Source organism: Novosphingobium naphthalenivorans NBRC 102051, assembly GCF_001590985.1.
In the GTDB taxonomy this organism is placed as follows: Bacteria; Pseudomonadota; Alphaproteobacteria; order Sphingomonadales; family Sphingomonadaceae; genus Novosphingobium; species Novosphingobium naphthalenivorans.
Map to the genome: position 1 here is coordinate 1 of NZ_BCTX01000074.1, position 23,012 is coordinate 23,012.

At 65.0% G+C, this 23,012-nt stretch carries 23 protein-coding genes and 1 pseudogene; 12 read left to right on the plus strand and 12 right to left on the minus strand.

Annotated features, from left to right (window positions below):
• Window positions 1-772, plus strand: a 772-nt coding sequence (locus NN5_RS19535) for a sigma-54-dependent transcriptional regulator (protein ID WP_169801020.1), incomplete at its 5' end; no start/stop codon positions are given.
• Window positions 773-856: 84 nt separating this feature from the next.
• On the opposite strand, the gene NN5_RS19540 is transcribed toward NN5_RS19535, so the two are convergent.
• The 5 genes from NN5_RS19540 to rnhB form a co-directional block, all read right to left on the minus strand.
• Entirely contained in the window at window positions 857-1,213 is a 357-nt protein-coding gene (locus NN5_RS19540) for a hypothetical protein (protein WP_067737207.1), read from the minus strand.
• Window positions 1,214-1,436: 223 nt separating this feature from the next.
• Window positions 1,437-2,549 carry a dihydropteroate synthase gene (folP, locus tag NN5_RS19545; protein WP_067737210.1) on the minus strand — a complete coding sequence of 371 codons (1,113 nt, stop codon included), beginning with the start codon at window positions 2,547-2,549 and terminating at the stop codon, window positions 1,437-1,439.
• 235 nt (window positions 2,550-2,784) lie between these two features.
• Window positions 2,785-3,918: a site-specific DNA-methyltransferase gene (locus NN5_RS19550; RefSeq protein ID WP_067737213.1), complete on the minus strand. Its 1,134-nt coding sequence runs from the start codon at window positions 3,916-3,918 to the stop codon at window positions 2,785-2,787.
• Window positions 3,919-4,138: 220 nt separating this feature from the next.
• Complete coding sequence (locus NN5_RS19555; RefSeq protein WP_067737216.1) at window positions 4,139-5,053, minus strand: oxidoreductase; 915 nt, start codon at window positions 5,051-5,053, stop codon at window positions 4,139-4,141.
• Between the two features lie 25 nt (window positions 5,054-5,078).
• Window positions 5,079-5,699 carry a ribonuclease HII gene (rnhB, locus tag NN5_RS19560; protein WP_067737219.1) on the minus strand — a complete coding sequence of 207 codons (621 nt, stop codon included), beginning with the start codon at window positions 5,697-5,699 and terminating at the stop codon, window positions 5,079-5,081.
• 144 nt (window positions 5,700-5,843) lie between these two features.
• Here rnhB and NN5_RS19565 point away from each other — a divergent pair, with 144 nt between their 5' ends.
• The 8 genes and pseudogenes from NN5_RS19565 (at window position 5,844) to NN5_RS19600 (ending at window position 11,315) form a co-directional block, all read left to right on the plus strand.
• Window positions 5,844-6,362 (plus strand): GNAT family N-acetyltransferase, encoded by a 519-nt coding sequence (locus NN5_RS19565; RefSeq protein ID WP_067737268.1) that lies wholly within the window; start codon window positions 5,844-5,846, stop codon window positions 6,360-6,362.
• Between the two features lie 51 nt (window positions 6,363-6,413).
• Window positions 6,414-6,959 (plus strand): DUF1285 domain-containing protein, encoded by a 546-nt coding sequence (locus NN5_RS19570; RefSeq protein WP_067737222.1) that lies wholly within the window; start codon window positions 6,414-6,416, stop codon window positions 6,957-6,959.
• Window positions 6,956-7,564 carry a CoA pyrophosphatase gene (locus tag NN5_RS19575; protein WP_067737224.1) on the plus strand — a complete coding sequence of 203 codons (609 nt, stop codon included), beginning with the start codon at window positions 6,956-6,958 and terminating at the stop codon, window positions 7,562-7,564. Before NN5_RS19570 ends, NN5_RS19575 begins: the two co-directional genes overlap by 4 nt.
• A gap of 99 nt (window positions 7,565-7,663) precedes the next feature.
• The gene (locus tag NN5_RS19580) at window positions 7,664-8,836 is read left to right on the plus strand and encodes a CCA tRNA nucleotidyltransferase (RefSeq protein ID WP_067737227.1); all 1,173 of its coding nucleotides are present in this window, start codon (window positions 7,664-7,666) and stop codon (window positions 8,834-8,836) included.
• Window positions 8,833-9,456 (plus strand): retropepsin-like aspartic protease family protein, encoded by a 624-nt coding sequence (locus NN5_RS19585; RefSeq protein WP_067737230.1) that lies wholly within the window; start codon window positions 8,833-8,835, stop codon window positions 9,454-9,456. The genes NN5_RS19580 and NN5_RS19585 overlap by 4 nt, the downstream gene beginning before the upstream one ends.
• 41 nt (window positions 9,457-9,497) lie before the next feature.
• Complete coding sequence (locus NN5_RS27340) at window positions 9,498-9,776, plus strand: CPCC family cysteine-rich protein (RefSeq protein ID WP_084385056.1); 279 nt, start codon at window positions 9,498-9,500, stop codon at window positions 9,774-9,776.
• Between the two features lie 55 nt (window positions 9,777-9,831).
• Window positions 9,832-10,613 (plus strand): annotated as a pseudogene (locus NN5_RS27425) (IS5 family transposase).
• Window positions 10,614-10,667: 54 nt separating this feature from the next.
• Window positions 10,668-11,315: a retropepsin-like aspartic protease family protein gene (locus NN5_RS19600; RefSeq protein WP_157081219.1), complete on the plus strand. Its 648-nt coding sequence runs from the start codon at window positions 10,668-10,670 to the stop codon at window positions 11,313-11,315.
• Window positions 11,316-11,693: 378 nt separating this feature from the next.
• On the opposite strand, the gene parC is transcribed toward NN5_RS19600, so the two are convergent.
• Window positions 11,694-13,982, minus strand: a complete 2,289-nt coding sequence (gene parC, locus NN5_RS19605; protein WP_067737241.1) for a DNA topoisomerase IV subunit A — start codon at window positions 13,980-13,982, stop codon at window positions 11,694-11,696.
• Window positions 13,983-14,127: 145 nt separating this feature from the next.
• On the opposite strand from parC, the gene NN5_RS19610 reads away from it, so the two are divergent.
• A complete protein-coding gene (locus NN5_RS19610; protein WP_245656617.1) occupies window positions 14,128-14,967 on the plus strand; it encodes a DUF4349 domain-containing protein in 840 nt (279 codons plus the stop codon).
• A gap of 35 nt (window positions 14,968-15,002) precedes the next feature.
• Here the strand turns inward: NN5_RS19610 and NN5_RS19615 are convergent, their stop codons facing one another.
• Genes NN5_RS19615 through NN5_RS19625 form a run of 3 tightly spaced genes read right to left on the minus strand, consistent with a single transcriptional unit; the run spans window position 15,003 to window position 17,456 of the window.
• The gene (locus NN5_RS19615) at window positions 15,003-15,314 is read right to left on the minus strand and encodes a 2Fe-2S iron-sulfur cluster-binding protein (protein WP_245656618.1); all 312 of its coding nucleotides are present in this window, start codon (window positions 15,312-15,314) and stop codon (window positions 15,003-15,005) included.
• 22 nt (window positions 15,315-15,336) lie between these two features.
• Complete coding sequence (locus NN5_RS19620; protein ID WP_067737250.1) at window positions 15,337-16,416, minus strand: cysteine desulfurase family protein; 1,080 nt, start codon at window positions 16,414-16,416, stop codon at window positions 15,337-15,339.
• Window positions 16,413-17,456, minus strand: a complete 1,044-nt coding sequence (locus NN5_RS19625) for a cysteine desulfurase family protein (RefSeq protein WP_067737252.1) — start codon at window positions 17,454-17,456, stop codon at window positions 16,413-16,415. Before NN5_RS19625 ends, NN5_RS19620 begins: the two co-directional genes overlap by 4 nt.
• 144 nt (window positions 17,457-17,600) lie before the next feature.
• Between NN5_RS19625 and NN5_RS19630 the strand changes: the two genes are divergently transcribed.
• On the plus strand, window positions 17,601-18,257 hold the full coding sequence (locus tag NN5_RS19630) for an alpha/beta hydrolase (RefSeq protein ID WP_067737254.1): 657 nt from the start codon (window positions 17,601-17,603) through the stop codon (window positions 18,255-18,257).
• A 37-nt stretch (window positions 18,258-18,294) separates the two neighbouring features.
• Here the strand turns inward: NN5_RS19630 and NN5_RS19635 are convergent, their stop codons facing one another.
• Window positions 18,295-18,507, minus strand: coding sequence for a hypothetical protein (locus tag NN5_RS19635; RefSeq protein ID WP_067737256.1), 213 nt, complete (start codon window positions 18,505-18,507; stop codon window positions 18,295-18,297).
• 76 nt (window positions 18,508-18,583) lie between these two features.
• Between NN5_RS19635 and NN5_RS19640 the strand changes: the two genes are divergently transcribed.
• On the plus strand, window positions 18,584-20,461 hold the full coding sequence (locus NN5_RS19640; RefSeq protein ID WP_067737259.1) for a DUF885 domain-containing protein: 1,878 nt from the start codon (window positions 18,584-18,586) through the stop codon (window positions 20,459-20,461).
• A 246-nt stretch (window positions 20,462-20,707) separates the two neighbouring features.
• Here the strand turns inward: NN5_RS19640 and NN5_RS19645 are convergent, their stop codons facing one another.
• Both NN5_RS19645 and NN5_RS19650 read right to left on the minus strand, forming a co-directional pair.
• Window positions 20,708-21,061 (minus strand): hypothetical protein, encoded by a 354-nt coding sequence (locus tag NN5_RS19645; RefSeq protein ID WP_067737262.1) that lies wholly within the window; start codon window positions 21,059-21,061, stop codon window positions 20,708-20,710.
• A 109-nt stretch (window positions 21,062-21,170) separates the two neighbouring features.
• Complete coding sequence (locus NN5_RS19650) at window positions 21,171-22,787, minus strand: phosphoenolpyruvate carboxykinase (protein WP_067737265.1); 1,617 nt, start codon at window positions 22,785-22,787, stop codon at window positions 21,171-21,173.
• Window positions 22,788-23,012 lie beyond the last annotated feature (225 nt).

Genomic DNA, 23,012 nt, shown 5'->3' on the forward strand with positions numbered 1-23,012 from the left:
GCTGTTCGGGCATGAAAAAGGCTCGTTTCCCGGCGCCTTCGACCGCCAGATCGGCGCCCTGCAGCATTGCGACGGCGCCACGCTCGCGCTCGACGAAATCGACCGCCTGCCGCTCTCGGTGCAGGAACGGCTGCTCGAATCGATCCGCAAGAGCGACGTCCGCCCGATCGGCGCGCCTTATTCGTTCCGCATCGACGTGCGCCTGATCAGCGCGAGCAACCTGCCGCTGCAGGATCTGGTCGATCAGGGGCATTTCCTGCCCGAACTGCTGGACGCGATTTCCACGACGAAAATCCTGCTGCCGCCCCTGCGGGAGCGGATCGGCGATATTCCCGCCCTCACCCGCTTCTTCCTCGCGCGTATCGGCGAGCAGCCGGGCCTGCGCGAGCTGGGCATTACCGACGGCGCGCTCTCGCTGCTGGCAGCATACGACTGGCCGGGCAATGTGCGCCAGCTCCAGGCCGTGCTGTTCCGCGCGGCCGTCTTCTGCGACGGCGACGCGCTGACATCCGAAGATTTTCCGCAGCTTCTGAGCATTCTCGGCACCGGTCCCTCCCACGTCGCCGGCAACCCGGTGCAGGAAAGTTCGGGCGTCATGCTTTATACCCCAGACGGCAACTTGCGCCCGCTCGAAGAGATCGAGGCGGACGTCATTCGCCTGGCCATCGGGCTCTACCGGGGCCGCATGACCGAAGTGGCCCGCCGCCTCGGCATCGGTCGCTCTACGCTCTACCGCAAGCTCTCCGAACTCGGCATCGACAACGCAGCCTGAGCCGCCCCCTCTTCCGCGTGACGGAAGAGAGAGCGGCAGAGGCACGCGCGCTCGCGGCCTGAGGCGGCCCGCTGCGCGGCGAGGTCAGTCCTCGAAATAGACCTGCGGGATGCGGTAGCCCTTCTTGGCCATCGCCTTCACATAGTCGTGGCGATTGTCCTTCAGTTCATGGGCATATTCGCCCCAGGCATCGCGGGTATCCTCGATATCGGTGGCGCGCTTGAGGTCGCTGGCCAGTTCCTTCTGCGACTCGGTCACGTTGATGCGGTAGTCGAACCACTTGGCGTTCTCGACACCGCCGATCGGCGACTGGATGATGCGTGCCTCTTCCTGGCGGGCGATCGTCTCTTCGTACATCATCGGCGCGGCGGCCATGGCGACCGTCGCGGGAACGGCGAGAGCGGCAATGACGGCGGCACGGAAAACGGTGGTCTGCTTCATGGGATCATCCCTTTCCTTGATGACGCGAGGCCCAATTGCCCGCGCTTGGTAGGAGGAACGATCCGAAGTCCGGTTTTCATCCCGGCCAAACGGCGAATTGTGGCCTGCCCGGGACGATACGAGCCCTGAGCCGCAGTTGTGATGCCTGGATCACACAAGCGGTGCGGGCTGTTAATCCCGCAGAAATCTGCGGTTTATCCAAGGTACAGCTTTACAGCATCCCTTAGTGCGAGAGTTGGCTGAAATCGGTCAGCGCCGCATCGCGCAGGCCGCGCCAGACGCGTGCCGCCTGTACGGTTTCGGGCACATCGTGCACGCGCAGGATATGCGTCCCGGCCTCCATTGCCTTGACCGCCAGCATGATCGAACCGCCCAGACGCTCGTGCGGCTGCGCCTCGTTCGACAGCGCGCCGATCATGCGCTTGCGGCTCACGCCCACCAGCAGCGGGTGGCCCAGTGCATGGAACAGCGGCAAGGCATTCATCAGCGCGAGGTTCTCGGCAAGGGTCTTGCCGAAGCCGATGCCCGGATCGAGCACGATCCGTCCGGGAGCGATCCCCGCCGCCACCGCCTCGTCGCGCCGCCGGGCAAGCCAGTCGAACACGTCGAGCACGACATCGGCATAGTCCCCGTTCGAATGCAGATCGTCCGCCTTGCCGGGAGCGTGCATCAGCACCACCGGCGCTCCGCTCGATGCCGCCAGTTCCTGGCTGCGCGGATCGTAGCGCAGCGCCGAGACGTCGTTGATGATATGCCCGCCTGCCTGCAGGCTGGCCTCCATCACCGCCGGCCGGCGCGTGTCGATGCTGATCGCCGCGCCCATCGCCGCGAGGCGTTCCACCATCGGCACCACGCGCTTGATCTCGTCGCCCTCCCAGACCGCGCCTGCACCGGGGCGGGTGGATTCCCCGCCCACGTCGATGATCGCCGCCCCGGCTTCGAGCATGGCTGCGGCATGGTCTCCGGCAACCTGCGGATCGTCGAGAAACTGGCCGCCATCGGAAAAGCTGTCGGGCGTCATGTTGAGGATGCCCATGACCTGCGGCTGCTCAAGGCGGATCGTGCGAGCACCGCATTGCAGCGGCGCGTGGACCTTGCGCAAGTTGTCCCACTGCGTGTCCGCCTGTTCGCGCAGATCGGCAGCCAAAGCGCCCAGCGCCGCGGGCATCTCTGCTGCCGAAAGGCGCTCGCGGGAAACAATCCGGCCATGCTCGCGCACGATCAGGGCGAACCGGCTGGCCCAGACCATTGCGCCACCAAGGCGGACCGCTTCGCCCTCCTCGCTTTGCGGGCTGTCGGCAAGGGCAATGGGGCGGATGTAGAGGGATCGGGTCATGCTTGCTTTCCCGTTCTCACGCGAGCGCGGCTGATATGGCGGGATGCCTTAGGATGGTTCGCAAAAAGGGCAAAGGCGCGAAGAAGATGTCCGCAAGGCAAGGCCCCTGCATTACCCTGCGGTAGCTGCATCGCTGCAACCTGTCGGCACCCCCCGACGCCGGTCTCTTCTTCGCGCCTTTGCACACTCCCCCAACTCAACTCCGGGACAATTCAGTCCTTTTCGAGCGCCCGAATCAGGGCTCGGTTGCGAGCAGGTAAAGCTGGCGAATGGCATCGATCGGCTTGATCTCTCCCTCATGTTCCAGGTGCCAGAAGGTCCAGCCGTTGCACGACGGCGCACCCTGCAGCTTGGCCCCGACGCCGTGGATGGAGCCGCTTTCGGTGCCCGACAGCAGCGAGCCGTCGGCCCGCACGGTAGCCACGAAACGGCCCTTCTTGTCCGTGAGCTGCGTGCCGGGCACGATCCAGCCGGTCTCGATCAGCGTGCCGAACGCCACCTTGGGCGCGGTGCGCTTGGACTGCATCGTCTTGAGCGCGGATTCGTCCAGCTCCAGCGCCATGTCGATGCGTTCGCGCGCGGCGTCGCGATAGGCATCCTCGCGCTCGCAGCCGATCCAGTCGCGCCCCAGGCGCTTGGCGACGGCGCCGGTGGTGCCGGTGCCGAAGAACGGATCGAGCACGACATCGCCCTTGTTGGTGGTCGCCAGCATGACACGGTAAAGCAGCGCTTCAGGCTTCTGCGTCGGGTGAACCTTGTGCCCGCCCTTCTTGAGCCGCTCCTGCCCGCCGCAGATCGGCAGCACCCAGTCCGAGCGCATCTGCAGCTCGTCGTTGAGCGTTTTCATCGCGCGGTAGTTGAAAGTGTACTTCGACTTCTCGCCCATCGAGGCCCAGATCAGCGTCTCGTGCGCATTGGTGAAGCGCGTGCCCTTGAAGTTGGGCATCGGGTTCGCCTTACGCCAGACGATGTCGTTGAGGATCCAGAACCCCATGTCCTGCATGATCGCGCCGACGCGGAAGATGTTGTGGTAGGAACCGATCACCCAGATCGAGCCCTCGGGCTTGAGCACGCGGCGCGCTTCTTTGAGCCAGTCGCGAGTGAACTGGTCATAAGTGGCGAAGCTGGAGAACTTGTCCCAATCGTCGGTCACGGCATCGACATGGCTGCCGTCAGGCCGCGACAGGTCGCCGCCGAGCTGCAGGTTATAGGGCGGATCGGCGAAAATCATGTCCACGGACGCGTCGGGAATGGTGCGCATCGCCGCGACGCAGTCGCCCGGAATGATCTGGCCGAGCGGCAGGAGCTCTTTCGGCGTAGGCGCCGGTGCTCGCGCACGAATCCGTTCCTTGACGAGTACCTGACCCATGAATGCTCCGCTGAAGGTGTTCTGAATATCTGTGGATTGCCCCCATGGTGAGTCTTTGCGGACTCTACGTCAAGTCGCGACTCGTTGGGAATCCTTGGGATTCCTGACACCCATCAGCAGAACAAAACGAATCCGGCACAAGATATCGAGTCAGGCGGACGCACGCCGACTCAATATGTGGTGGCTGTGCCCTGTGGGACTCAGCGGAAAAAATTCGTGGCTATGCCGGCAAGGGATAAGTGACGCCGGTCATTTCCTCGGAGATTTTCCAGAGCCGGCCGGCCAGTTCCGGATCGCGCGACTTCGCCGTGCGCTTGGCAATGCCGGACGGGCCGGACGCCCCGCCCATGCGCTGCGGACCATAGAATTCGCCCGGCACCGCATCCGGATCAGCCGCCGCCTGCAAGGTCGGCCAGGCGCCTTGCGCCGCAGTATTGAAGATCAGACCGGCCAGCGGGAACAACACGCGGAAGAAGGCGCTGTGCCGGTCGAGGCTGGTCCTGGCCAGGCCGGGATGACAAGCCATCGCGCTGACCGGAGACCCCGCTGCCCTGAGCCGCCGGTCCAGTTCGACCATATGCAGCAGGTTCATCAGCTTGCTGTCCGAATAGCGCTGGCTGCGGTTGTAGCTCTTGTGCGCGTCGATATCGTCCCAGTCGATCTTACCGCGCTGATGCGCAAGGCTGGACGTGATGACGACACGCGCACCCGGCGTCTCGGCCAGCTTGGGCAGCAGCAGGCCGGTCAGAGCGAAAGGCGCGAGGTGATTGACGCCGAACTGCAGTTCATGCCCCTGCGCCGTGCGCTGGAGCGGCGGAACCATGACGCCTGCATTGTTGACCAGCACATCGAGCCGCGGCTCCTCCGCGATGACCTTGTGCGCGCATTCGTGGACCGAGCCGATATCCGCCTGATCGAGATGAACGAACGACAGGTTCGCGCCAGGGACGGCCATGCGAATGCGCTCGATCGCGTGGCGCGCGTTGTCCTCGCTGCGGCAGGCCATCAGCACACGCGCGCCGCGAGCGGCCAGCACTTTGGACGCCTCGAAACCGAGCCCGGTGTTGGCCCCGGTAACGAGGAAGCACTTGCCAGCCTGCGAGGGGACATCCTCTGCCGTGAAACCCTTCGCCATACCGCCTGCTTCTCCGTTGCGCCCGCTAGAGGGGCATTTCCAGTTGCGCGACCGGCGCGAAACTGCGCCGGTGGTGCGGCGTCGGCCCATGTTCGCGCAGCGCCGCCAGATGTTCGGCCGTGCCATAGCCGGCATTGCGCTCCCACCCATAGTGCGGGTGGATTTCAGCCAGTTGACGCATCATCCGGTCGCGATGTTCCTTGGCGATGATCGACGCGGCCGAAATGCACGGCTCCAGCGCATCGCCGCCGACGATCGCACGCGCCTTCCAGCGCCAGTCGGCCGTTCTCCCATGCGGCGTGAGATTGCCGTCCACCAGCACTTCGGCCGGTTCGCCGCCAAGCTGCTCGCACAGCGAAAGGACAGCGCGGGTCATGGCCAGCATCGTCGCGCCGAAGATGTTGAGCCGGTCGATCTCCTCGACATCGACCACACCCACTGCCCAGGTACAGCGGCGCTTGATCGTCGCTTCGAGCTCACCCCGGCGCGCTTTCGAAAGCTTCTTGGAATCGTCGAGCCCGGCGGGACGGGGCTTGCACAGCACGACGGCTCCGGCCACGACCGGCCCGGCCAGCGGCCCGCGCCCGGCTTCATCGACGCCAATCACGAAATCACCGGACCGGATGAGAGGCATCGGGGTTGTCATGCCCCAAGGCTATCGCCTTTCCCTCCCGAGCGGCAAGGCGGGGCAAGTGCAAGGCCGGGGAAAAGGCCTCTGCCCGCGCGTGTTCACCGGCACATGCGCGAATTGAATCGACAAAAAGCCCCCGCGCTCCTATCGGCGCGCGCCATGTCGGATACCGCCACCATCATCCCGCTCGACAATGTCGATCCCGTTCTGGTCGAGCAATTGCTCGACTGCGCGTTCGAGCCCGAGCGACGCCAGCGCACCGCCTACAAAGTGCGCGATGGCGTGGACTGGCTGCCCGCGCTAAGCTTTGCCGCGCTCGACGGGGACGAGATGCTGGTCGGCACGATCCAGTGCTGGCCGGTCGCGCTCAACGACGAAAACGGCCGCGCGCATCCGATGATCATGGTCGGCCCGGTGGCCGTCATGCCCGAACATCAGGGCGAGGGTTACGGGCAGGCGCTGGTCTCGGCCAGCCTCGCCTGCATCGATTCCCGCGCGCCGCTGCCGCAAGTGATGATCGGCGATCCGGAGTACTACGGCCGCTTCTGGGGCTTCACCAACCAGTACACCGGCGGCTGGAGCCTGCCCGGCCCGTTCGAGCAGAGCCGCCTGCTGGTGCGCTGCGAGAACCCGGCGGTGCTTCCCGAAAAGGGCACGCTCGGCCCCTGGCTGGGGTAAAGCCCGCCTCTGGACCTTGGCGCGAGGCACCCTATCTGGCATCGCGCAACGATGCCTTACGACCCGCCCCCCGAGCTTGCCGCGCTTTCGCTGGCCGAAGCTGCCGAACTGGTGGCGGCGCGCAAACTGCCGCCGGTTTCGCAGTGGTCCCCCGAGGCCACGGGCGACAGCGAGATGCGCATCGCGGCGGACGGGCGCTGGTTCCACCAGGGCGGCGAGATCAAGCGTCCGGCGATGGTGCGCGCCTTCGCCTCGCTGCTGCTGCGCGGCGCGGATGGGCAGCACTGGCTGGTTACGCCCACGCAGAAGCTGGCGATCGCCGTCGATGACGCGGCCTTCGTGGCGATCGATGTCAAGCAGGACGGCGATGCGCTCGTCTTCAAGCTCAACACCGACGATCTCGTGATTGCCGGGCCCCAGCACCCCATCCGCGTGGAAGGCGATCCCGATACGCCCGCGATTTACCTGGGCGTGCGCCATGGCGCCGAGGCACGGCTCAACCGCAGCACTTACGCCCAGCTGGCGGAGATCGCGCTGGAAAGCGATGACCTGTCGGTGAGCAGCCAGGGCATGCGCTTCGCACTGCAGCCGTCATGACGACGCTCTTCGATCAGGTCGCCCGCCGCCTGGAGGCCGGGCACGCCAAGGCCCCGTCCACCCTGTGGATCGATCCGCGCACGCGCGCGATGGACAGCTTCAAGCCCGCGGCCGTGCTGATCGCGATCACCGAACGCGAGCGGCCCGGTATGCTGCTGCTCCACCGCCCGTCCACGATGCGCGCCCACCCCGGCCAGATCGCCTTTCCCGGCGGCCGCATCGATCCGGGGGAAACCGCGATTGAAGCCGCCCTGCGCGAGGCTCATGAAGAGCTGGGCATCGATCCCCGCGACGTCCGCGTGATCGGCACCAGCGACCGCTACCGCACCGGCAGCGGTTACGAGATCACGCCTGTCATCGGCCTCGTCCCGCCCGACCTGCCGATCCAGCCCAACCCCGCCGAAGTGGCGCAGTGGTTCGAAGTGCCAGTCGACTTCGTGCTCGATCCCGCCAATCAGGCGACGCGCACCGTGGACTTCCAGAACCGCAAGCACGCGTTCGTCGAGATCGTCTGGCCGGACGGGCAGCAGGATCATGTCATCTGGGGCGTGACCGGCGCGATCCTGCACAACCTTTCGCACAGGCTGGACTGGAATGCGGCCTGACCACCTGATCCTCCCGTCCGCCCATCCCGAGCCTGCCGAAGGCCGGGTCGGCCCTGCACGAGCACCCCGCGACAAGCCCGGGATGCGCGGAGTTGCAAAATGACCCATAAGCTCGACGCCCCCTGGATGCACCGCGCGGACATCGCCGCGCTGAACGCCGCGCTGGGGGCCGGCAATGCCCGTTTCGTCGGCGGCGCCGTGCGCGACACCTTGCTCGGCCAGCCGGTCAAGGACATCGACATGGCGACGCTGCTGCGCCCCGAAGAAGTGATCGAACGCCTGAACGCGGCCGGCATCCGCAATGTGCCGACCGGCATCGAGCACGGCACTGTCACGGCCGTGCTGCCCGGCGGCCCGGTGGAAATCACGACGCTGCGCCATGACGTCAGCACTGATGGCCGCCGCGCTACTGTCGCTTTCGCCAGCGACTGGCGCGAAGATGCGGCGCGGCGCGATTTCACGATCAATGCGCTCTACGCCGATCCGGCAACCGGCGAGATTTTCGATTACTTCGATGGCCTGGCCGATCTCGAAAAGCGCCACGTGCGCTTCATCGGCGATGCCCGCCAGCGCATCCGTGAAGATCACTTGCGCATCCTGCGCTACTTCCGGTTTCAGGCAAGGTTCGGAACACAACCGGCTGACGAAGAAGCGGAAAGTGCCTGTGCGGAACTCGCCGCCACGCTCAAGGGGCTGTCGCGCGAGCGGGTGGGCATGGAAACGATGAACCTGCTGGGTCTGCCCGATCCGGCCCCGACCGTGCAGCGCATGGCGGAACTGGGCGTGCTCGCCGTCATCCTGCCCGAAGCCGATCCGCAGGCGCTTGCCGCACTCGTCGCCAATGAGAAGGCGCAGGCCGCCGCCCCGGACGCGCTGCGCCGCCTTGCCGCACTGCTGCCCGCGCAAGTGCCGCTCGCCGAACAGGTCGCCTCGCGCTTCCGCCTGTCCGCCGCGCAGAAGAAGCGGCTCGCCACCGCCGCCGCACGCGAAGCGCAGCCCGGCGATGCCCGTGCGCTTGCCTATCGCTTCGGCACGGACAGCGCGCTCGACCGGCTGCTGCTGGCAGGCGCGGACACTGCGCCGCTCGCAGGCTGGGATATTCCGGTATTCCCGCTCAAGGGCGGCCAGATCGTCGCGCGCGGCGTCGGCGCCGGTCCGGAAGTCGCGCGTCTTCTGCACCGGGTGGAAGATCGCTGGATCGCCGAGGGCTTTCCCGATGAAGGCCGCGTCGAAGCTCTGCTCGATGCGGAACTGGAAGACCGCACGGCGTGAATCTGGGCGAGCTGGGCCGTTTCCTCTACGACCAGCCGCTGCTGGCGCTGACCATCGCGGCGATCCTGCTCGCCGTGCTGGCGGGGATGCTGTCCGCGAACCGTCCCGAACTCAGCAACGGCCTGCGCAACACCGCTTATCTCGGCCTCGCTGCCGCGCTGCTGCTGACAGTGGCGCAAGTGGCGACACACAACACCCGCTCGGAAGCCGCCTTCTGGCTCGACCGCACGCGCCCGGCCTCGGTCGAAGGCAACCAGACCGTGGTTTCGCAGCGCGTCGACGGGCATTTCTGGGTGGAGGCCCAGCTCAACGGCGTTCCGGTGGAATTCCTGATCGATACCGGCGCGACTTATACCGGCGTGTCGAGCGCCACGGCCCAACGCGCGGGTCTGGTGCCGGACGCGGGCGATGGCGGGATGGTGCTCGACACCGCCAACGGCCCGATCGTGGCGCGGCGGGCCACGGCGAATTCGCTGCGCTTCGGCGGAATCGAGGCAAAGGACCTCACCGTCGCCATTGCCCCCAGCGCGGAAAGCGACGTCAACGTGATCGGCATGAACCTGCTCTCACATCTCGCCAGTTGGCGGGTGGAAGGGAACAGGCTGATCCTCCAGCCCTAGGCCCTGTTGACAAAGTTGGCGGCCACGGCGACTGTCCTTGAGTGAAGTTTCTCAACGTCATTGAACCTTATACGGAAGGACGGGCCTTCAGGTGTCCATGCTGCCGTTTCGCTACGCTCTCGGAGCGAGGTGGCTATGAGATTTGCCCCGTGTGTTTTTGGGAAGATGACGGCCAAGACGACCACGATGCTGAGTTGGTGCGGGGCGGTCCGAATGGCTCGCTGTCATTGCTTCAAGCGCGGGTGAATTTCGCAGAGTACGGTGCTTGCGATTTTCGTCACCGCAAAAACGTGCGCCCACCCGCAGACGCTGAACTATGACGATTCACAAATGGGTTGATCTCTGATTCAAGGCTTCTCTTTGCGGGGAGCGGCGATGGCGCGTGGTAATCTGACGGACCAGGAATGGGACGTGATCGAGGGACTGCTGCCCTCGGAGCGCGGTCGAAAGGCGCGTCCCGCCCATGACAATCGGCGATTTCTGAATGGCATGCTTCATGTGCTGCGTGTTGGCTGCCCGTGGCGCAACATGCATGAACGCTACGGCAAGTGGAACTCGGTCTACGTGCGGTTCCGGCGATGGGCCGAGCAAGGCGTCTGGGATGCAGTCCTGGCCACGCTGGTCGAGTTCGGGCTGACCGACGACTGGCAACACATGATCGACAGCACCACGGTTCGCGGCCACGTTTCGGCAGCGGACGCTAAAGGGGGACTCATAAGGAGGCTTTTGGTCGATCACGCGGCGGCTTTTCGTGCAAGGTCCACGCCCGATGCGACAATCAGGGACGGCCTCTCGGCTTCATCCTGACCGGCGGCGAGGCCTCGGATTACGGGGCGGTCGACGATCTGATGGCGTTGCCGGTCAACAAGCCCCAAGCTTTGCTGGCAGACAAAGGATATGACGGCGATGCTGTCCGGGCAAACCTGCTGATGCGCGGCATTCTGCCGATCATCCCGCCAAAAGCCAATCGGCGCGAGCCCATAGTATGCGACTTCCGCCGCTATCGGGACCGCAACCGCATCGAGCGCATGTTCGGTCACCTCAAGCATCAACGGCGCATCGCAACCCGCTATGACAAGACCGCGCTCTCGTTCGCCAGCTTCCTTAATCTGGCCGCCATCCGTCGATGGCTACCTAACTTTGTCAACAGGGCCTAACTCGCCCTGCTGTCAGTCAGCCCCCGTCAAGCTGCATCCTGCTAGATGCCGCTCATGAACCTACCCGAAATCACCTCCTACCTTGCCAGCCAACCGCTGCTGGCCTTGGCCGTAGGCGGCATTCTGGTGAGCGTTCTCGGCGGCATGATGCGGCGCTGGGCGCCCATTCTGGGCGGGTTCGTGCGCGGCGTGGGCAACCTCGGCCTGCTGGCGGCCCTGCTGCTGACAGTTGCCCAAGCCACGCGCTTCACCACCGGAGTGGACATCGCCCTCCCCCAGCTCGGTATGCCGCGCCAGAGCGTGGAAGGCAACGAGACCCGCGTGCCGATGCAGCCCGACGGCCATTTCTGGATCCGCGCCAGCGTGAACGGCGTCGAGCGGGATTTCCTCGTCGATACCGGCGCGACGCTCACCGCGCTTTCGCCCGAGACCGCAAGCCGTGCCAGCCTGCGCCCGGGCCCTCTCGATCGCTCGGTGCTGATGCGCACCGCCAACGGCACCATTCAGGCGCAAGTGACGACCATCGGCGAACTGCGCATGGGCAATATCGTCGCACACGAACTGGATGCCGTGGTCGCGCCGGGCCTGGGCGATGCCAATGTGATCGGCATGAACCTGCTCTCGCGCCTTGCCAGCTGGCGGGTGGAGAACAACACGCTGATCCTGGTGCCCCACCATCCGCAGCCCGCAGAAGAGGCGTAACGCCCCGCCCTTCCCCCTCGATGGGGGAAGGATACGAAGCCTTGGCGAGCACAGCGAACTTATACCAAAGTGCTCTTCTCTGCCCTTCGTCATTGCGAGGAGGCCCTTCGGCTGGCTGGCAAGCCAGCCGCTCAGGATAAACTGCAGCTTGGCTGCAGCCGGCGCGGCAATCCAGAGTAGGCGCAAACCGCCCTGGATTGCTTCACCCTTCGGGCTCGCAATGACGAACGAAAGGTGCATGAGTTTCGATGGTATTAGACTCAGTTGGATGGGGACCAAGAAGCGCAATGCCTCGACCTCCCCCCACCCAACTTCGGCTATGCAGACAAGCCGCCAAGCCTGCGTATCCCTCCCCCATCAAGGGGGAGGAGAAACAACTCAGAACTTGTTGTCGCGTGGGAAGCCGTTGGGCGGCAGGCGGCCTGCCGCGCCGCGCGCGACCTTCCACATCACCATGTCCTTCTCGGTCCGGGTGCGGCCGGTATCGCCGCCCATGGTCCAGGACAGGCCGTCTTCCAGCTTGAGCGTCGTCACGTCCGACATGCCGCCGTCGCGATAGCGCTGCAGGGTGACGCCCTGCCCCTTGGCCATGACCGGCAGTTCCTCAAGGCTGAAGATCACCAGCTTGCGGTTGTCGCCCACCACGGCCACGTGATCGTGCTCGGGCGGGATCTCTCGCACGATCATCAATTGCACGCCGGGCTTGGTGGACATCACCGCCTTGCCCTTGCGCGTTTCGGCCATGATCTCGTCAGTCTCCACCGCAAAGCCGCGCCCGGCGTTCGAGGCCAGCAGCAGCTGCGACTTCGGCTTGTGCGGCATCGCGGCGACGATATGGGCATCGGAATCGATATCGACCATGGTGCGGATCGGCTCACCAAAACCGCGCGCGCCGGGCAGCTTGTCCGCGCCGAGCGTGTAGAAGCGGCCATTGTCCACCGCGATCAGGATCTTGTCGGTCGTCTGCGCGTGGAATGCGAAAGCAGGGCCATCGCCTTCCTTGAACTTGAAATCGCCATCCAGAGGCACATGCCCCCTGGCCGCGCGGATCCAGCCCTTGGCGGAGAGGATCACTGTCACCGGCTCTTTCTCGATCATCGCGTCCATCGAGAATTCGACTGTCGGCGTGGCCTGCGCGATGGTGGTGCGGCGGCGGCCGAGTTCGGTGTCTTCGGCGTAATCCTTGCGCAGCGTGGCCAGGTCGCGCTTGAGGCGGGTGCGCTGGCGGGCCGGGCTTTCGAGCAGCTTCTGCAGCTCGTCCTGCTCCTTCAGCAGGTCCGCGTGTTCCTGCCGCAGTTCCATTTCCTCCAGCTTGCGCAAGGAGCGCAGCCGCATGTTGAGGATCGCCTCGGCCTGCCGGTCGGTCAGGTTGAACTCGGCCATCATCACCGCCTTGGGCTCATCCTCGGTTCGGATGATCTCAATGATCCGGTCAAGGTTGAGATAGGCAATGATATAGCCTTCGACCAGTTCCAGCCGCGAGGCGATTTTCTCCAGCCGGTGCCGGGTGCGGCGCAGCAGGATATCGATCTGATTGTAGGTCCACTCCTGCAACAGCAGCTTGAGGCCCATCACGCCGGGCGTGCGCTGCGAATCCAGCACGTTGAGATTGAGGCTGAAGCGGCTTTCCAGATCGGTCAGCCGGTAGAGGCTTTCCTTCAGCAGCTCCGGATCGACATTGCGGCTCTTGGGCACGAACACGATGCGGATCTGCTCGTCGCTCTCGTCGCGCACGTCTTCGAGGATCGGCAGCTTCTTGTCGGCGATGAGCTGGGCGACCTGCTCGATCAGCTTGCCCTTGGCGAGCATGTAGGGGATTTCGGACACGACGATCTGCCACTGGCCGCCGCCGAGCTTTTCGATGCCGGTCTCTTCCCAGTTGCCGGCCGTATCCTTACCCGTGGAGAACCGCCCGCGCATCCGGAATGCACCCTTGCCGGTCTCGTAGGCGTGGCTGATCGCCTCCGGGCTGTCGACCACGAGGCCGCCGGTGGCGAAGTCCGGTCCCTTGAACACTTCCATCAGCTGGGCGTGCTCGGCATGGGGATTGTCGATCAGCATCAGCGTCGCATCGATGATCTCGGCGACGTTGTGGCTGGGGATCGAGGTCGCCATGCCCACGGCAATGCCAGTGGCGCCATTGGCGAGCAGGTTCGGGAACAGGCCGGGGAAGATATCCGGCTCGCTTTCCTCGCCATTGTAGGTCGGGATGAAATCGACCGTGCCTTCGTCCAGCCCGGCCATGAGCTGGATCGCGGTCTTGGTCAGGCGCGCTTCGGTGTAGCGGTAGGCGGCGGCATTATCGCCGTCGATATTGCCGAAGTTGCCCTGCCCCTGCACCAGCGGATAGCGCAGCGAGAAGTCCTGCGCGAGGCGGACCATGGCATCATAGACCGAGGCATCGCCATGCGGGTGGTACTTACCGATCACGTCGCCGACGACGCGGGCACTCTTCTTGTAGGCACTGGCCGGATCGAGCTTGAGCTGCCGCATCGCCCACAGCAGGCGGCGGTGCACCGGCTTCAGGCCATCCCTGAGGTCCGGCAGCGAACGCGCTGTAATCGTGGAGAGAGCATAAACGAGATAGCGCTCCGACAGGGCAGCGTCGAAAGGCGCATCTACGATTGCGTCGAAAGGATCGGATTCGTCGTCGGTCGTGCTCACCATGGCCGGACAGCCCTAGCAGTCCAGATGCCTGGACCAAAGCCCGAACACCGCGGTTTTCCATAGCTCAGACAGAGGTTAGGTTCGCGCACGATTCGAGACGGGGAATTTCATGCGCAAGCCGCTTCTAGTACTCGCATTTTTCAGCATGTCCCTTTCAGGTTGCGGCCAGGCGCCAGAGGCTGGATCAGGCGCCGCGGATCATCTGACCGCCGCCGACATCAAGGAGGAGGCTGCCGCCCCGGCCAACCAACAGAACGGCAGCCCGATTGCCGTCAGCGCATCCTCCGGCCCGAAAATCGCCTATGTCTATGACTACGGCTTCCGCCTTGCCGCAGACCACATCCCCGAAGTTCAGCGCCAGCAGGCGGACCTCTGCGAGAAACAGGGGCCGCAGGTATGCCGCATTCTCGAAATGCAACAGAACGGCGGTGAAGGCGATTATGCTTCGGGTTCGCTCTCTCTGGCCGTGGCGGCACCCCGGGCACGCGCTTTCGGAACCCAGCTTGTCCAGATCGCCGGGAAAGCCGACGGACAGCAGATCTCCAGTTCGATCTCGGGCGAAGACCTGTCGAAACAGATCGTCGATACCGAGGCCCGCCTGCGCGCCCGCACGCTGCTGCGCGACCGGCTGATGGAAGTTCTGGCCACCCGCACAGGCAAAGTCGCCGAACTCGTGGAGGCAGAGCGCAGTGTCGCGCAAGTCAACGAAGAGATCGACGAGGCCCGCAGCTGGCTGGCCGAAATGCAGGGACGGGTCAATTTCAGCCGCGTCAATCTGACCTATCAGTCCGGGGCGCCTAGCAGTGGCGGTTTCCTGGCACCGGTACGGATGGCGATCGGCAACGTCACCTCCATCCTGGGGGCAATTGCCGCCTTCCTCATCATGGCCGCAACGATCCTGATCCCGCTGGGCCTGATCGCATGGGCTATCAAGCTGGCGATCGGCTGGGTCAGAAGAATGAAGGGGCCTTCAGCCGAAAGCTGACCACAACCTTTGGGCGCCGGACGCGCCGGCCCCATTTAGCCGATCTGCATATCGCGCGAGACGCCGGGGATGCGGACTTCGATCCCGTCGAGCGCTTCGGTCAGCTCGATCTGGCACGAAAGGCGGCTGGTGCGGGCCACGCCGGCGGCGAGGTCCAGCATGTCCTCTTCCTCCATCGAGGCCGCCGGCAGCTTGTCGAACCAGTCCGGCGCGATGATCACATGGCAGGTGGAACAGGCCATCTGTCCCTCGCAGGTGCCCTCCAGCGGCATCCCTGCATTCTGCCCCACTTCCAGCAGACGCGCGCCCGGTTCGGCTTGCGCCGTCACCTTGCTTCCGTCAGCCATTACAAAAAGCACGTTCAGCAATTCAGACTCCCTGCGCCGCCGCAGCGGCATCTATTCCAGCGCAGGCATCCTCCAGGTCCCCGGAGGCACTATATCGCCCGAATCCCAGACGGATAGAGGCTTTGCAATCCTTATCGGACAATCCCAGCGCGCGCAGCACATGACTGGGCCGCCCCGATCCGCTGGCACAGGCCGATCCCGCCGAAAAGGCTATCCCGCGCAGATCCGACATCAGCCGCGCGACATCGAGCCCCGGCAAGCGCAGATTGAGATTGCCGTGCCAGCGCTGCGTGGCCGATCCATTGAGCGTCCAGCGGGGCAGGATCGTCCGGGCGCGCTGCCACAAGTCTTCGACCAGTGCGGCATCGGCCTCCATGCGCGCTTTCGCCAGCGCCGCCGCTGCGCCGAACCCCGCGCAGAGCGCTGGACTCAATGTGCCGGAGCGAAGCCCCTGCTCCTGCCCGCCGCCGTGGATCAGCGGTGTGATCTCCAGCCCGTCGCGCAGCCACAGCGCGCCGATGCCCTTGGGGCCATAGAGTTTGTGCGCGGAAACCGCGATCATGTCCGCATTGCCCGGCGGCGCCAGTTTGCCCACGCCCTGAACCGCGTCGCACAGGAACAGCGCACCGGCGCCATGGGCGCGCTCGGCCCATTGCTCGACCGGCTGGATAGTCCCGATCTCGTTGTTGACCTGCATGACCGCGACAAGGCCGATCTCAGGCGCGAGGGCCATGCCGGGATCGGTCAGCCCTTCGGCATCGGCCGGGATCACTTGCACGGCCGGATCAAGGGCTCGCGCGGTATCCAGGACCGCTGCATGTTCGATGGCCGAGACGGCAAAGCGCCGCGTGCCGCTGCCGGCCATGGCCAGATTGATCGCCTCGGTCGCGCCGGAGGTGAAGATCACCCGCCCGCCCGGCGGCAGCAGCGCGGCCACTTGCTCGCGTGCCACTTCCACCGCCGCAGCCGCCGCGCGGCCCGGCCGGTGCGGGCTGTGGGGATTGGCAAAGCCCATGGTCTCCGGCCCGCCGAGCCAGGGCAGCATCGCCTCGCGCGCTTCCGGAGCCAGCGGCGTGGTCGCCTGATAGTCGAGGTAGATCATGCCTGCACCTTGACGCCGGCCACCTGCTTCCAGGCTTCGATGAAGCGGCTGACTTCATCTTCACGGGTTTCACGCCCGATGGAAACGCGGATCACTTCGGACGGATGCGGATAATCCATCGCCTGCAGCACATGGCTGGTCTTGAGCGAGCCTGAGGAACAGGCGCTGCCTGCCGAGACGGCAATGCCCAAGGCATCGAAGCGGATCAGCTGCGCATTGGCCGACTTTCCCGGCATCCGGTAGGCGCCGATGGTGGGCGAGCGCTCTGCCCCACCGGCGACCATTTCGCCGCCGGCCTGCACGATCGCCGCGTCCAGAAGCGCGCGCAGACGGCCCGCTTCGGCAATCCACTCCGCCCCCGCCTCCAGGGCCGCGGCCATGGCCAGCACGCCGGGCAGGTTCTCGGTCCCCGGCCGGTAGCCGCGTTCCTGCCCGCCGGTGGGATGAAGCAGGTTCCAGTCCCGCACCAGCAGCGCGCCAGTTCCGACAGGGCCGCCGAACTTGTGCGCCGAAAGCACGATCAGATCGGCCTCCGGCAGCGCGCGCTTGCCCGCGCCTTGCGCGCAGTCGGCCAGCAAGACGCCGCCAGCGGAGCGCACCGCCTGGGCAATGGCCGCCAGGTCCTGAACCACGCCGGTTTCGCTGTTGACCTGCTGCACGGCGACGAGCCCCGCCATCCCTGTGCTTTCCGCCGCAACCCGCCCACAGCCATCCACGTCCAGCCGGACCGCATCCCCGGCCAGACGCAGCACGGAATCGTGCTCGACAGGAGACACGGCCACGAGCGGCGCTTTCGAACGGCCCATAGCAATCGCGAGAGCCTCGCTTGCGCCGGACGTGAAGACCACTTCCCCATCCCAGCCCAGCGCCGTTTTCACCCGCGCGCGGGCATCCTCCAGCGCCGCACGGGCAGCGCGTCCCTCGGCGTGCGGGCTTGAAGGATTGGCCCAGATGGCAGCGCCATGCAGCCACGCCTCGCGTGCTTGCGGAAACAGCGGCGTAGTCGCGGCATAGTCAAGATAGATCCGTTCAGGTCGCATGGCCCGGCCGTGTAGCTTGTAAAGTTGTTTTCAACGCAAAGATTTCTATATAGCGAACCTTCCCTTTTCCACTCCCGTACAGCGCAGGCGAGCCCATTCGCTGCCGCCGTGCGGGAGTTTCAACAGGTCAGGCCAGAAAAACACATGCCCGCAGTCATTTTCCCCGGTCCCGAAGGTCGCCTCGAAGGCCGGTTCCAGCCCGCCCCGCGTCCGCGCGCGCCGGTTGCAATGATTCTCCATCCGCACCCGCAGGCGGGCGGCACGATGAACGATCGCATCACTCAGCACCTCTACAAGACTTTCGTCAACCGCGGGTTCGCCGTGCTGCGCTTCAACTTCCGCGGTGTCGGCCGCAGCCAGGGCAGCTTTGACAACGGCATCGGCGAACTGTCCGACGCGGCTGCCGCGCTCGACTGGGTGCAGTCGATCCATCCGGAAGCCTCGACCACCTGGATCGCGGGCTATTCGTTCGGCGCGCTGATCGGTATGCAACTGCTGATGCGCCGTCCGGAAATCCGCGGCTTCATCTCGGTGGCGCCGCCGGCCAACATGTACGACTTCAGCTTCCTGGCCCCTTGCCCGGCTTCGGGCATCATCGTCCAGGGCACCGCCGACACGGTGGTGACGCCGAACGCCGTGCAGAAGCTGGTCGACAAGCTGCGCACGCAGAAGCACATCACCATTCACCACGACGAGATCCCGCGCGCCAACCACTTCTTCGAGCACGAGACCGAAGACCTGATGCGCTCGGTCGACAACTATCTCGACATGCGCCTCTCGCCGGATTGCCCGATCAAGTAAGCGGCCACGCTTTCGGAACATACACAGGCGCCGGAGATCACTCCGGCGCCTGTTCCTTTTGGGCCTCGCTGGAAAGCGATTTTCCGTCCGGCGTCGGCAGTGTCCAGATCGCGATATTGATCGCCATTACGATGGCCAGTGTCAGCATCAGCGCGGCCTGCTTGCGGTAGCCCTCGCGCCGGAACAGGACCACGGCCCCCAACACCAGGGCAAGGGCGGTCAGCACGAGCAGGGAAAGCGCGATGTTCATGGGCCGCTGGTAGCCCAGACCGGCAGGCTATGCGAGCCGGTTTGACTCGTCCCGCACCTGCGGCCATCACCCGTCCATGAACAACACCCCCCAAAATCAGACTTTCGCCACGCGCCGCCCGCTTTCCCGGCGCGAAACCCTCCACCTGCTGGCTGCCGGAACGGCCGGGATCGCGTTCGGCGGCCTCGTCCGCCCGCTGACGGCACCGGCCGGCGCGGCCACGGCCAGCGCTGATAGCGCGGCCATGCTGGACACGATCGCCTGGCGCCTGCTCGAACAGAGCCCCAGCGGCGCGACCGGGCTTGGTGTCGACACCGGCGAACATGCCGGTCTGCGCTACCGGCTGGAAGACCGCTCGCAGGCAGGCTGCAACGCGCTGGCGCGGACGCTGCGCGAGGATCTCGCCCGCATCGAAACCGTCGACACCGCCGCCTTCGATCATTCCACCCGCACCAGCTTTGCCGTCGTCAAGAGCGCCTATGCCACCGCGCTGGACGGCTTCGCGCAGCCCTATGGCGATGTCGCCGTCGGCGGCTGGCGCAACACGCCTTATGTCGTGATCCAGAACGTGGGTGCCTATCTCGACACCCCGCGCTTCCTCGATGCCGATCACCCGGTCCACAACGAACAGGATGCCGATGCCTACGTGGCGCGCCTGGGCCAGATGGACGAGCAGCTCGACGGCGAACTCGGCCGCATCCGCAGCGCGGCGGACAAGGGTCTGGTCCCGCCCGACTTCCTGCTCGACCGGGCGATCGCACAGATGACCAGCACGATTGCCGATGCCCGCAACAACGGCGGCGGCATGGTGCACTCGCTCGTCAAGCGCACCACGGACATTCCCGGCGATTGGGAAAAGCAGGCCAGTCAGGTCGTTGCGCAAGAGATCGTCCCCGCCCTCGAACGCCAGTTGGCCGAATTGCAACGCCAGCGCGGCCTTGCCACCGGCGATCCGGGGATGCGCGAGCGCCCGCATGGCGCCGGATTCTACGCCTGGGCCCTGCGTGCCAGCACCACCACCCATGTCCCGGCCGAGGAGATCCATCAGCTCGGGCAGGACCAGCTGGCCGAACTGCACGGCCGCATGGACCCGATCCTCAAGAGCCTGGGCTATACGCAAGGCACGGTCGGCGAGCGCATGACGGCGCTTGGCAGCGACAAGCGCTTCATGTTCCCCGAGGGCGATCCCGGCCGCAAGGAAATCCTCGCCTTCATCCAGCACCGCATCGACTGGATCCGCGCGCAGATGCCGCGCGCTTTCCGCACGCTGGTGCCGGGCAATGTCGAAGTGCGCCGCCTGCCGCTCGCGGAAGAACCCGGCGCGCCGACGGCTTATGGCGGCGCCGGATCGAAGGACGGGAAAATCCCCGGCAAGATGTGGATCAACCTGCGCACGACGGACCTGCACCGCAAGTACGACCTGCCCACGCTCGTCCATCACGAGTCGATCCCCGGCCACGTCTGGCAGGGCGAATATGCCAACCGCCTGCCGCTGATCCGATCGATCCTGGCGTTCAATGCCTATTCGGAAGGCTGGGCGCTTTACGGCGAGCAACTCGCCGACGAGCTTGGCGCCTATGACGACGATCCGGTCGGCCGTCTCGGCTATCTGCAGTCGATCGCTTTCCGCGCCTGCCGCATGGTGGTCGATACCGGCCTGCACTCGCAGGGCTGGAGCCGCGAACAGGCCGTGCGTTTCTTCATGGAAAAGAACGGCAACAAGCGCGAGGAAGTGGTCAACGAAGTGGACCGCTACTGCTCATGGCCGGGTCAGGCCTGCGGCTACAAGATGGGCCACAACCAGATCAACCGCCAGCGCGAGCGCGCTATCGCGGCCCTGGGTTCGGCCTACGACCTGCGCGATTTCGATCAGGCCGTGGTCGATGGCGGAAACGTTCCGCTCGATGTGCTGGCGGACAACATCACCGCCTATATCCAGAGCGTAAAGGCTTAAGACCAAGCTGCGATGATCGGAACCCATAAAGCCCTCTCCCCTTCAGGGGAGAGGGTTGGGAGAGGGGAAGTGCGCCGGTGTTCCCCTCTCAACTCCGGCTAGGCGGTCAAGCCGCCAAGCCTGCGTATCTCTCCCCTGAAGGGGAGAGAGTACATGAGTCATGTTCATCGCACGCTGGTATAAGAGCACTGCCGCCACCGCTCCCTGCACAGGCGGGAGCGGTGGCGAGCGGGATATTGCCGGCGCTTACGACTTGCCGAAGAAGCCCTTGGCCATGTCGGTCAGGTCATCGATGGCACTGCCGTCGCCGTCGCGGTCGAACAGGGCGGAAATCTTCGAAGGATCGGAAGCGATCTGACTGGCGAACTCGGTAAGCGAATGTTCGCCGCCGATCGCGGCGATGATCTGCTGGATCATGCCGAGATCAAGCCCGGTTTTCTGCGCGGCAAGCTGCGCGGTGTCGCCCGGCTGCTGATGCGCCATTCCGAGTGCCGCGATCGCCTTTTCCGCTATGGCCGGATCGATGCCAAGCTGGCCGGCCAGATTGCCCACATCCGCATGTTCGCTGACCTGGCTGAGAATGCCGTCGAAAAGTCCCATGACCGGTTCTCCTATTGTTGAACCGCAACCATGCACCCCTTTCGTGACAAAACAAAGGGCCCCGGAACTGACGTTCCGGGGCCCTTGTATTCACGTGTTAGTCAGGCGATCAGGCCGAAACCGCAGCCTTCGGCGCGGCCTTGCGCACGCCTTCATCGACATGCGCTTCGAACTGTTCGAAGTTCTCGATGAAGGCATTGACCAGCGTCACCGCGGTCTTGTCGTATTCGGCCGGATCGGCCCAGGCGCCACGCGGATCGAGCAGCTTGGTATCGACGCCCGGCACTTCCACCGGAACCTCGAAACCGAAGTTCGGATCTTCCTTGAACTGGGCGCTGTTGAGGCTGCCGTCGAGCGCGGCATTGAGCAGCGCACGGGTGGCCTTGATCGGCATACGCTTGATGCCTTCCATCGTGGCCTTGCCGCCCGACCAGCCGGTGTTGACCAGCCAGCACTTCACGCCGCCCTTGGCAATGCGCTCCTTGAGCAGGTTGCCGTAAACGGTGGGGTGGCGCGGCATGAACGGCGCGCCGAAGCAGGTCGAGAACGTCGCTTCCGGTTCGGTCACGCCGATCTCGGTGCCGGCAACACGCGCGGTGTAGCCCGAGAGGAAGTGATACATCGCCTGATCCGGGGTGAGACGCGCGATCGGCGGCAGCACGCCGTAAGCGTCAGCGGTCAGGAAGATGATGTTGTGCGGAACCGGACCGAGGTTGTGCTTCGAGCAGTTCGGAATGAAGTCGATCGGGTACGAACCACGGCTGTTCTCGGCCAGCGTGTTGTCGTCGAGGTCGATCTTGCGGGTTTCCGGATCGATCACGACGTTTTCGAGGATCGTGCCGAAGCGGCGGGTGGTGGCGTAGATTTCCGGCTCAGCTTCTTCCGAAAGACGGATCACCTTGGCGTAGCAGCCGCCTTCGAAGTTGAACACGGCCGTGTCCGACCAGCCATGCTCGTCGTCGCCGATGAGCGTGCGCGAGGCGTCGGCCGAAAGCGTGGTCTTGCCGGTGCCCGACAGGCCGAAGAACACGGCGGTGTCACCGTCCGGGCCGATGTTGGCCGAACAGTGCATCGGCATCACGCCCTTGACCGGCAGCAGGTAGTTGAGAATGCCGAAGACCGACTTCTTCATCTCGCCCGCATAAGCGGTGCCGCCGATCAGGATCAGCTTTTCGCTCAGGTTGACCGCCACGATCGTCTCGCTGCGGCAGCCGTGGCGCAGCGGATCGGCGCGGAAGCTGGGAAGATCGATAATGGTGTATTCGGGCACGAAACCGGCCAGCTCCGCATCGGTCGGACGCACCAGCAGGGTGCGGACGAACTGGTTGTGCCAGGCGAGTTCGTTGATCACGCGAACGTTGACGCGATGCTCCGGCTGCGAGCCGCCGAACAGGTCAGCCACATAGACCTTGTCCAGCTTGGCCACTTCGGCGAGGAAATCCTCCTTCAGCGCGGCGAAGTGCTCGGGCGTCATCGGGACATTGGTCTTGCCCCACCACACCGTGTTTTCCGTTTCGGCGTCCTGGACGATGAACTTGTCTTTCGCCGAACGGCCGGTGTGCTTGCCGGTTGCAACGACGAAAGGACCGTCAGCCGAAAGCACCCCCTCCCCGTTGATGATAGCCTGCTCGACCAGAGGCGCGGTGCCGAGGTTCGCGAATATCTGCGCCGACGTAGTGATACCCTGGTTCTCGAGCGGGTAGCTAAGGGAAGCGGTCAATGTCATCTCCTCCAAAAGATTGCACGCCAAAGGCCGCCTTGGCGGGCATATCTGCAATTCTCATGCAAGAATCGGCTCGCGCATAGTCGACATGCTCTTTTTCGTCAAATTGACATCAATTGAAACCTTGCGGCGCACAAATTTGAAACAATTGTTCTCGATTTTGGAGCGATTGTCAGCCGCGGCGCCAGGCGCTAGGGTCAGAACCCATTAATCGCACCATCGAGGTGC

Bases quoted from the DNA above. Each gene is read 5' to 3' on its own strand.
- parC (WP_067737241.1), bottom strand. From the start codon at position 13,982: ATGGTGAGCACGACCGACGACGAATCCGATCCTTTCGACGCAATCGTA.
- NN5_RS19550 (WP_067737213.1), bottom strand. From the start codon at position 3,918: ATGGGTCAGGTACTCGTCAAGGAACGGATTCGTGCGCGAGCACCGGCG.
- NN5_RS19540 (WP_067737207.1), bottom strand. From the start codon at position 1,213: ATGAAGCAGACCACCGTTTTCCGTGCCGCCGTCATTGCCGCTCTCGCC.
- NN5_RS19575 (WP_067737224.1), top strand. From the start codon at position 6,956: ATGACGACGCTCTTCGATCAGGTCGCCCGCCGCCTGGAGGCCGGGCAC.
- NN5_RS19640 (WP_067737259.1), top strand. From the start codon at position 18,584: ATGAACAACACCCCCCAAAATCAGACTTTCGCCACGCGCCGCCCGCTT.
- NN5_RS19580 (WP_067737227.1), top strand. From the start codon at position 7,664: ATGACCCATAAGCTCGACGCCCCCTGGATGCACCGCGCGGACATCGCC.
- NN5_RS19630 (WP_067737254.1), top strand. From the start codon at position 17,601: ATGCCCGCAGTCATTTTCCCCGGTCCCGAAGGTCGCCTCGAAGGCCGG.
- NN5_RS19565 (WP_067737268.1), top strand. From the start codon at position 5,844: ATGTCGGATACCGCCACCATCATCCCGCTCGACAATGTCGATCCCGTT.
- NN5_RS19615 (WP_245656618.1), bottom strand. From the start codon at position 15,314: ATGGCTGACGGAAGCAAGGTGACGGCGCAAGCCGAACCGGGCGCGCGT.
- NN5_RS19620 (WP_067737250.1), bottom strand. From the start codon at position 16,416: ATGATCTACCTCGACTATCAGGCGACCACGCCGCTGGCTCCGGAAGCG.
- NN5_RS19625 (WP_067737252.1), bottom strand. From the start codon at position 17,456: ATGCGACCTGAACGGATCTATCTTGACTATGCCGCGACTACGCCGCTG.
- NN5_RS19650 (WP_067737265.1), bottom strand. From the start codon at position 22,787: ATGACATTGACCGCTTCCCTTAGCTACCCGCTCGAGAACCAGGGTATC.
- NN5_RS19610 (WP_245656617.1), top strand. From the start codon at position 14,128: ATGTCCCTTTCAGGTTGCGGCCAGGCGCCAGAGGCTGGATCAGGCGCC.
- NN5_RS19635 (WP_067737256.1), bottom strand. From the start codon at position 18,507: ATGAACATCGCGCTTTCCCTGCTCGTGCTGACCGCCCTTGCCCTGGTG.
- NN5_RS19645 (WP_067737262.1), bottom strand. From the start codon at position 21,061: ATGGGACTTTTCGACGGCATTCTCAGCCAGGTCAGCGAACATGCGGAT.
- rnhB (WP_067737219.1), bottom strand. From the start codon at position 5,699: ATGACAACCCCGATGCCTCTCATCCGGTCCGGTGATTTCGTGATTGGC.
- NN5_RS19555 (WP_067737216.1), bottom strand. From the start codon at position 5,053: ATGGCGAAGGGTTTCACGGCAGAGGATGTCCCCTCGCAGGCTGGCAAG.
- folP (WP_067737210.1), bottom strand. From the start codon at position 2,549: ATGACCCGATCCCTCTACATCCGCCCCATTGCCCTTGCCGACAGCCCG.
- NN5_RS19570 (WP_067737222.1), top strand. From the start codon at position 6,414: ATGCCTTACGACCCGCCCCCCGAGCTTGCCGCGCTTTCGCTGGCCGAA.
- NN5_RS19600 (WP_157081219.1), top strand. From the start codon at position 10,668: ATGAACCTACCCGAAATCACCTCCTACCTTGCCAGCCAACCGCTGCTG.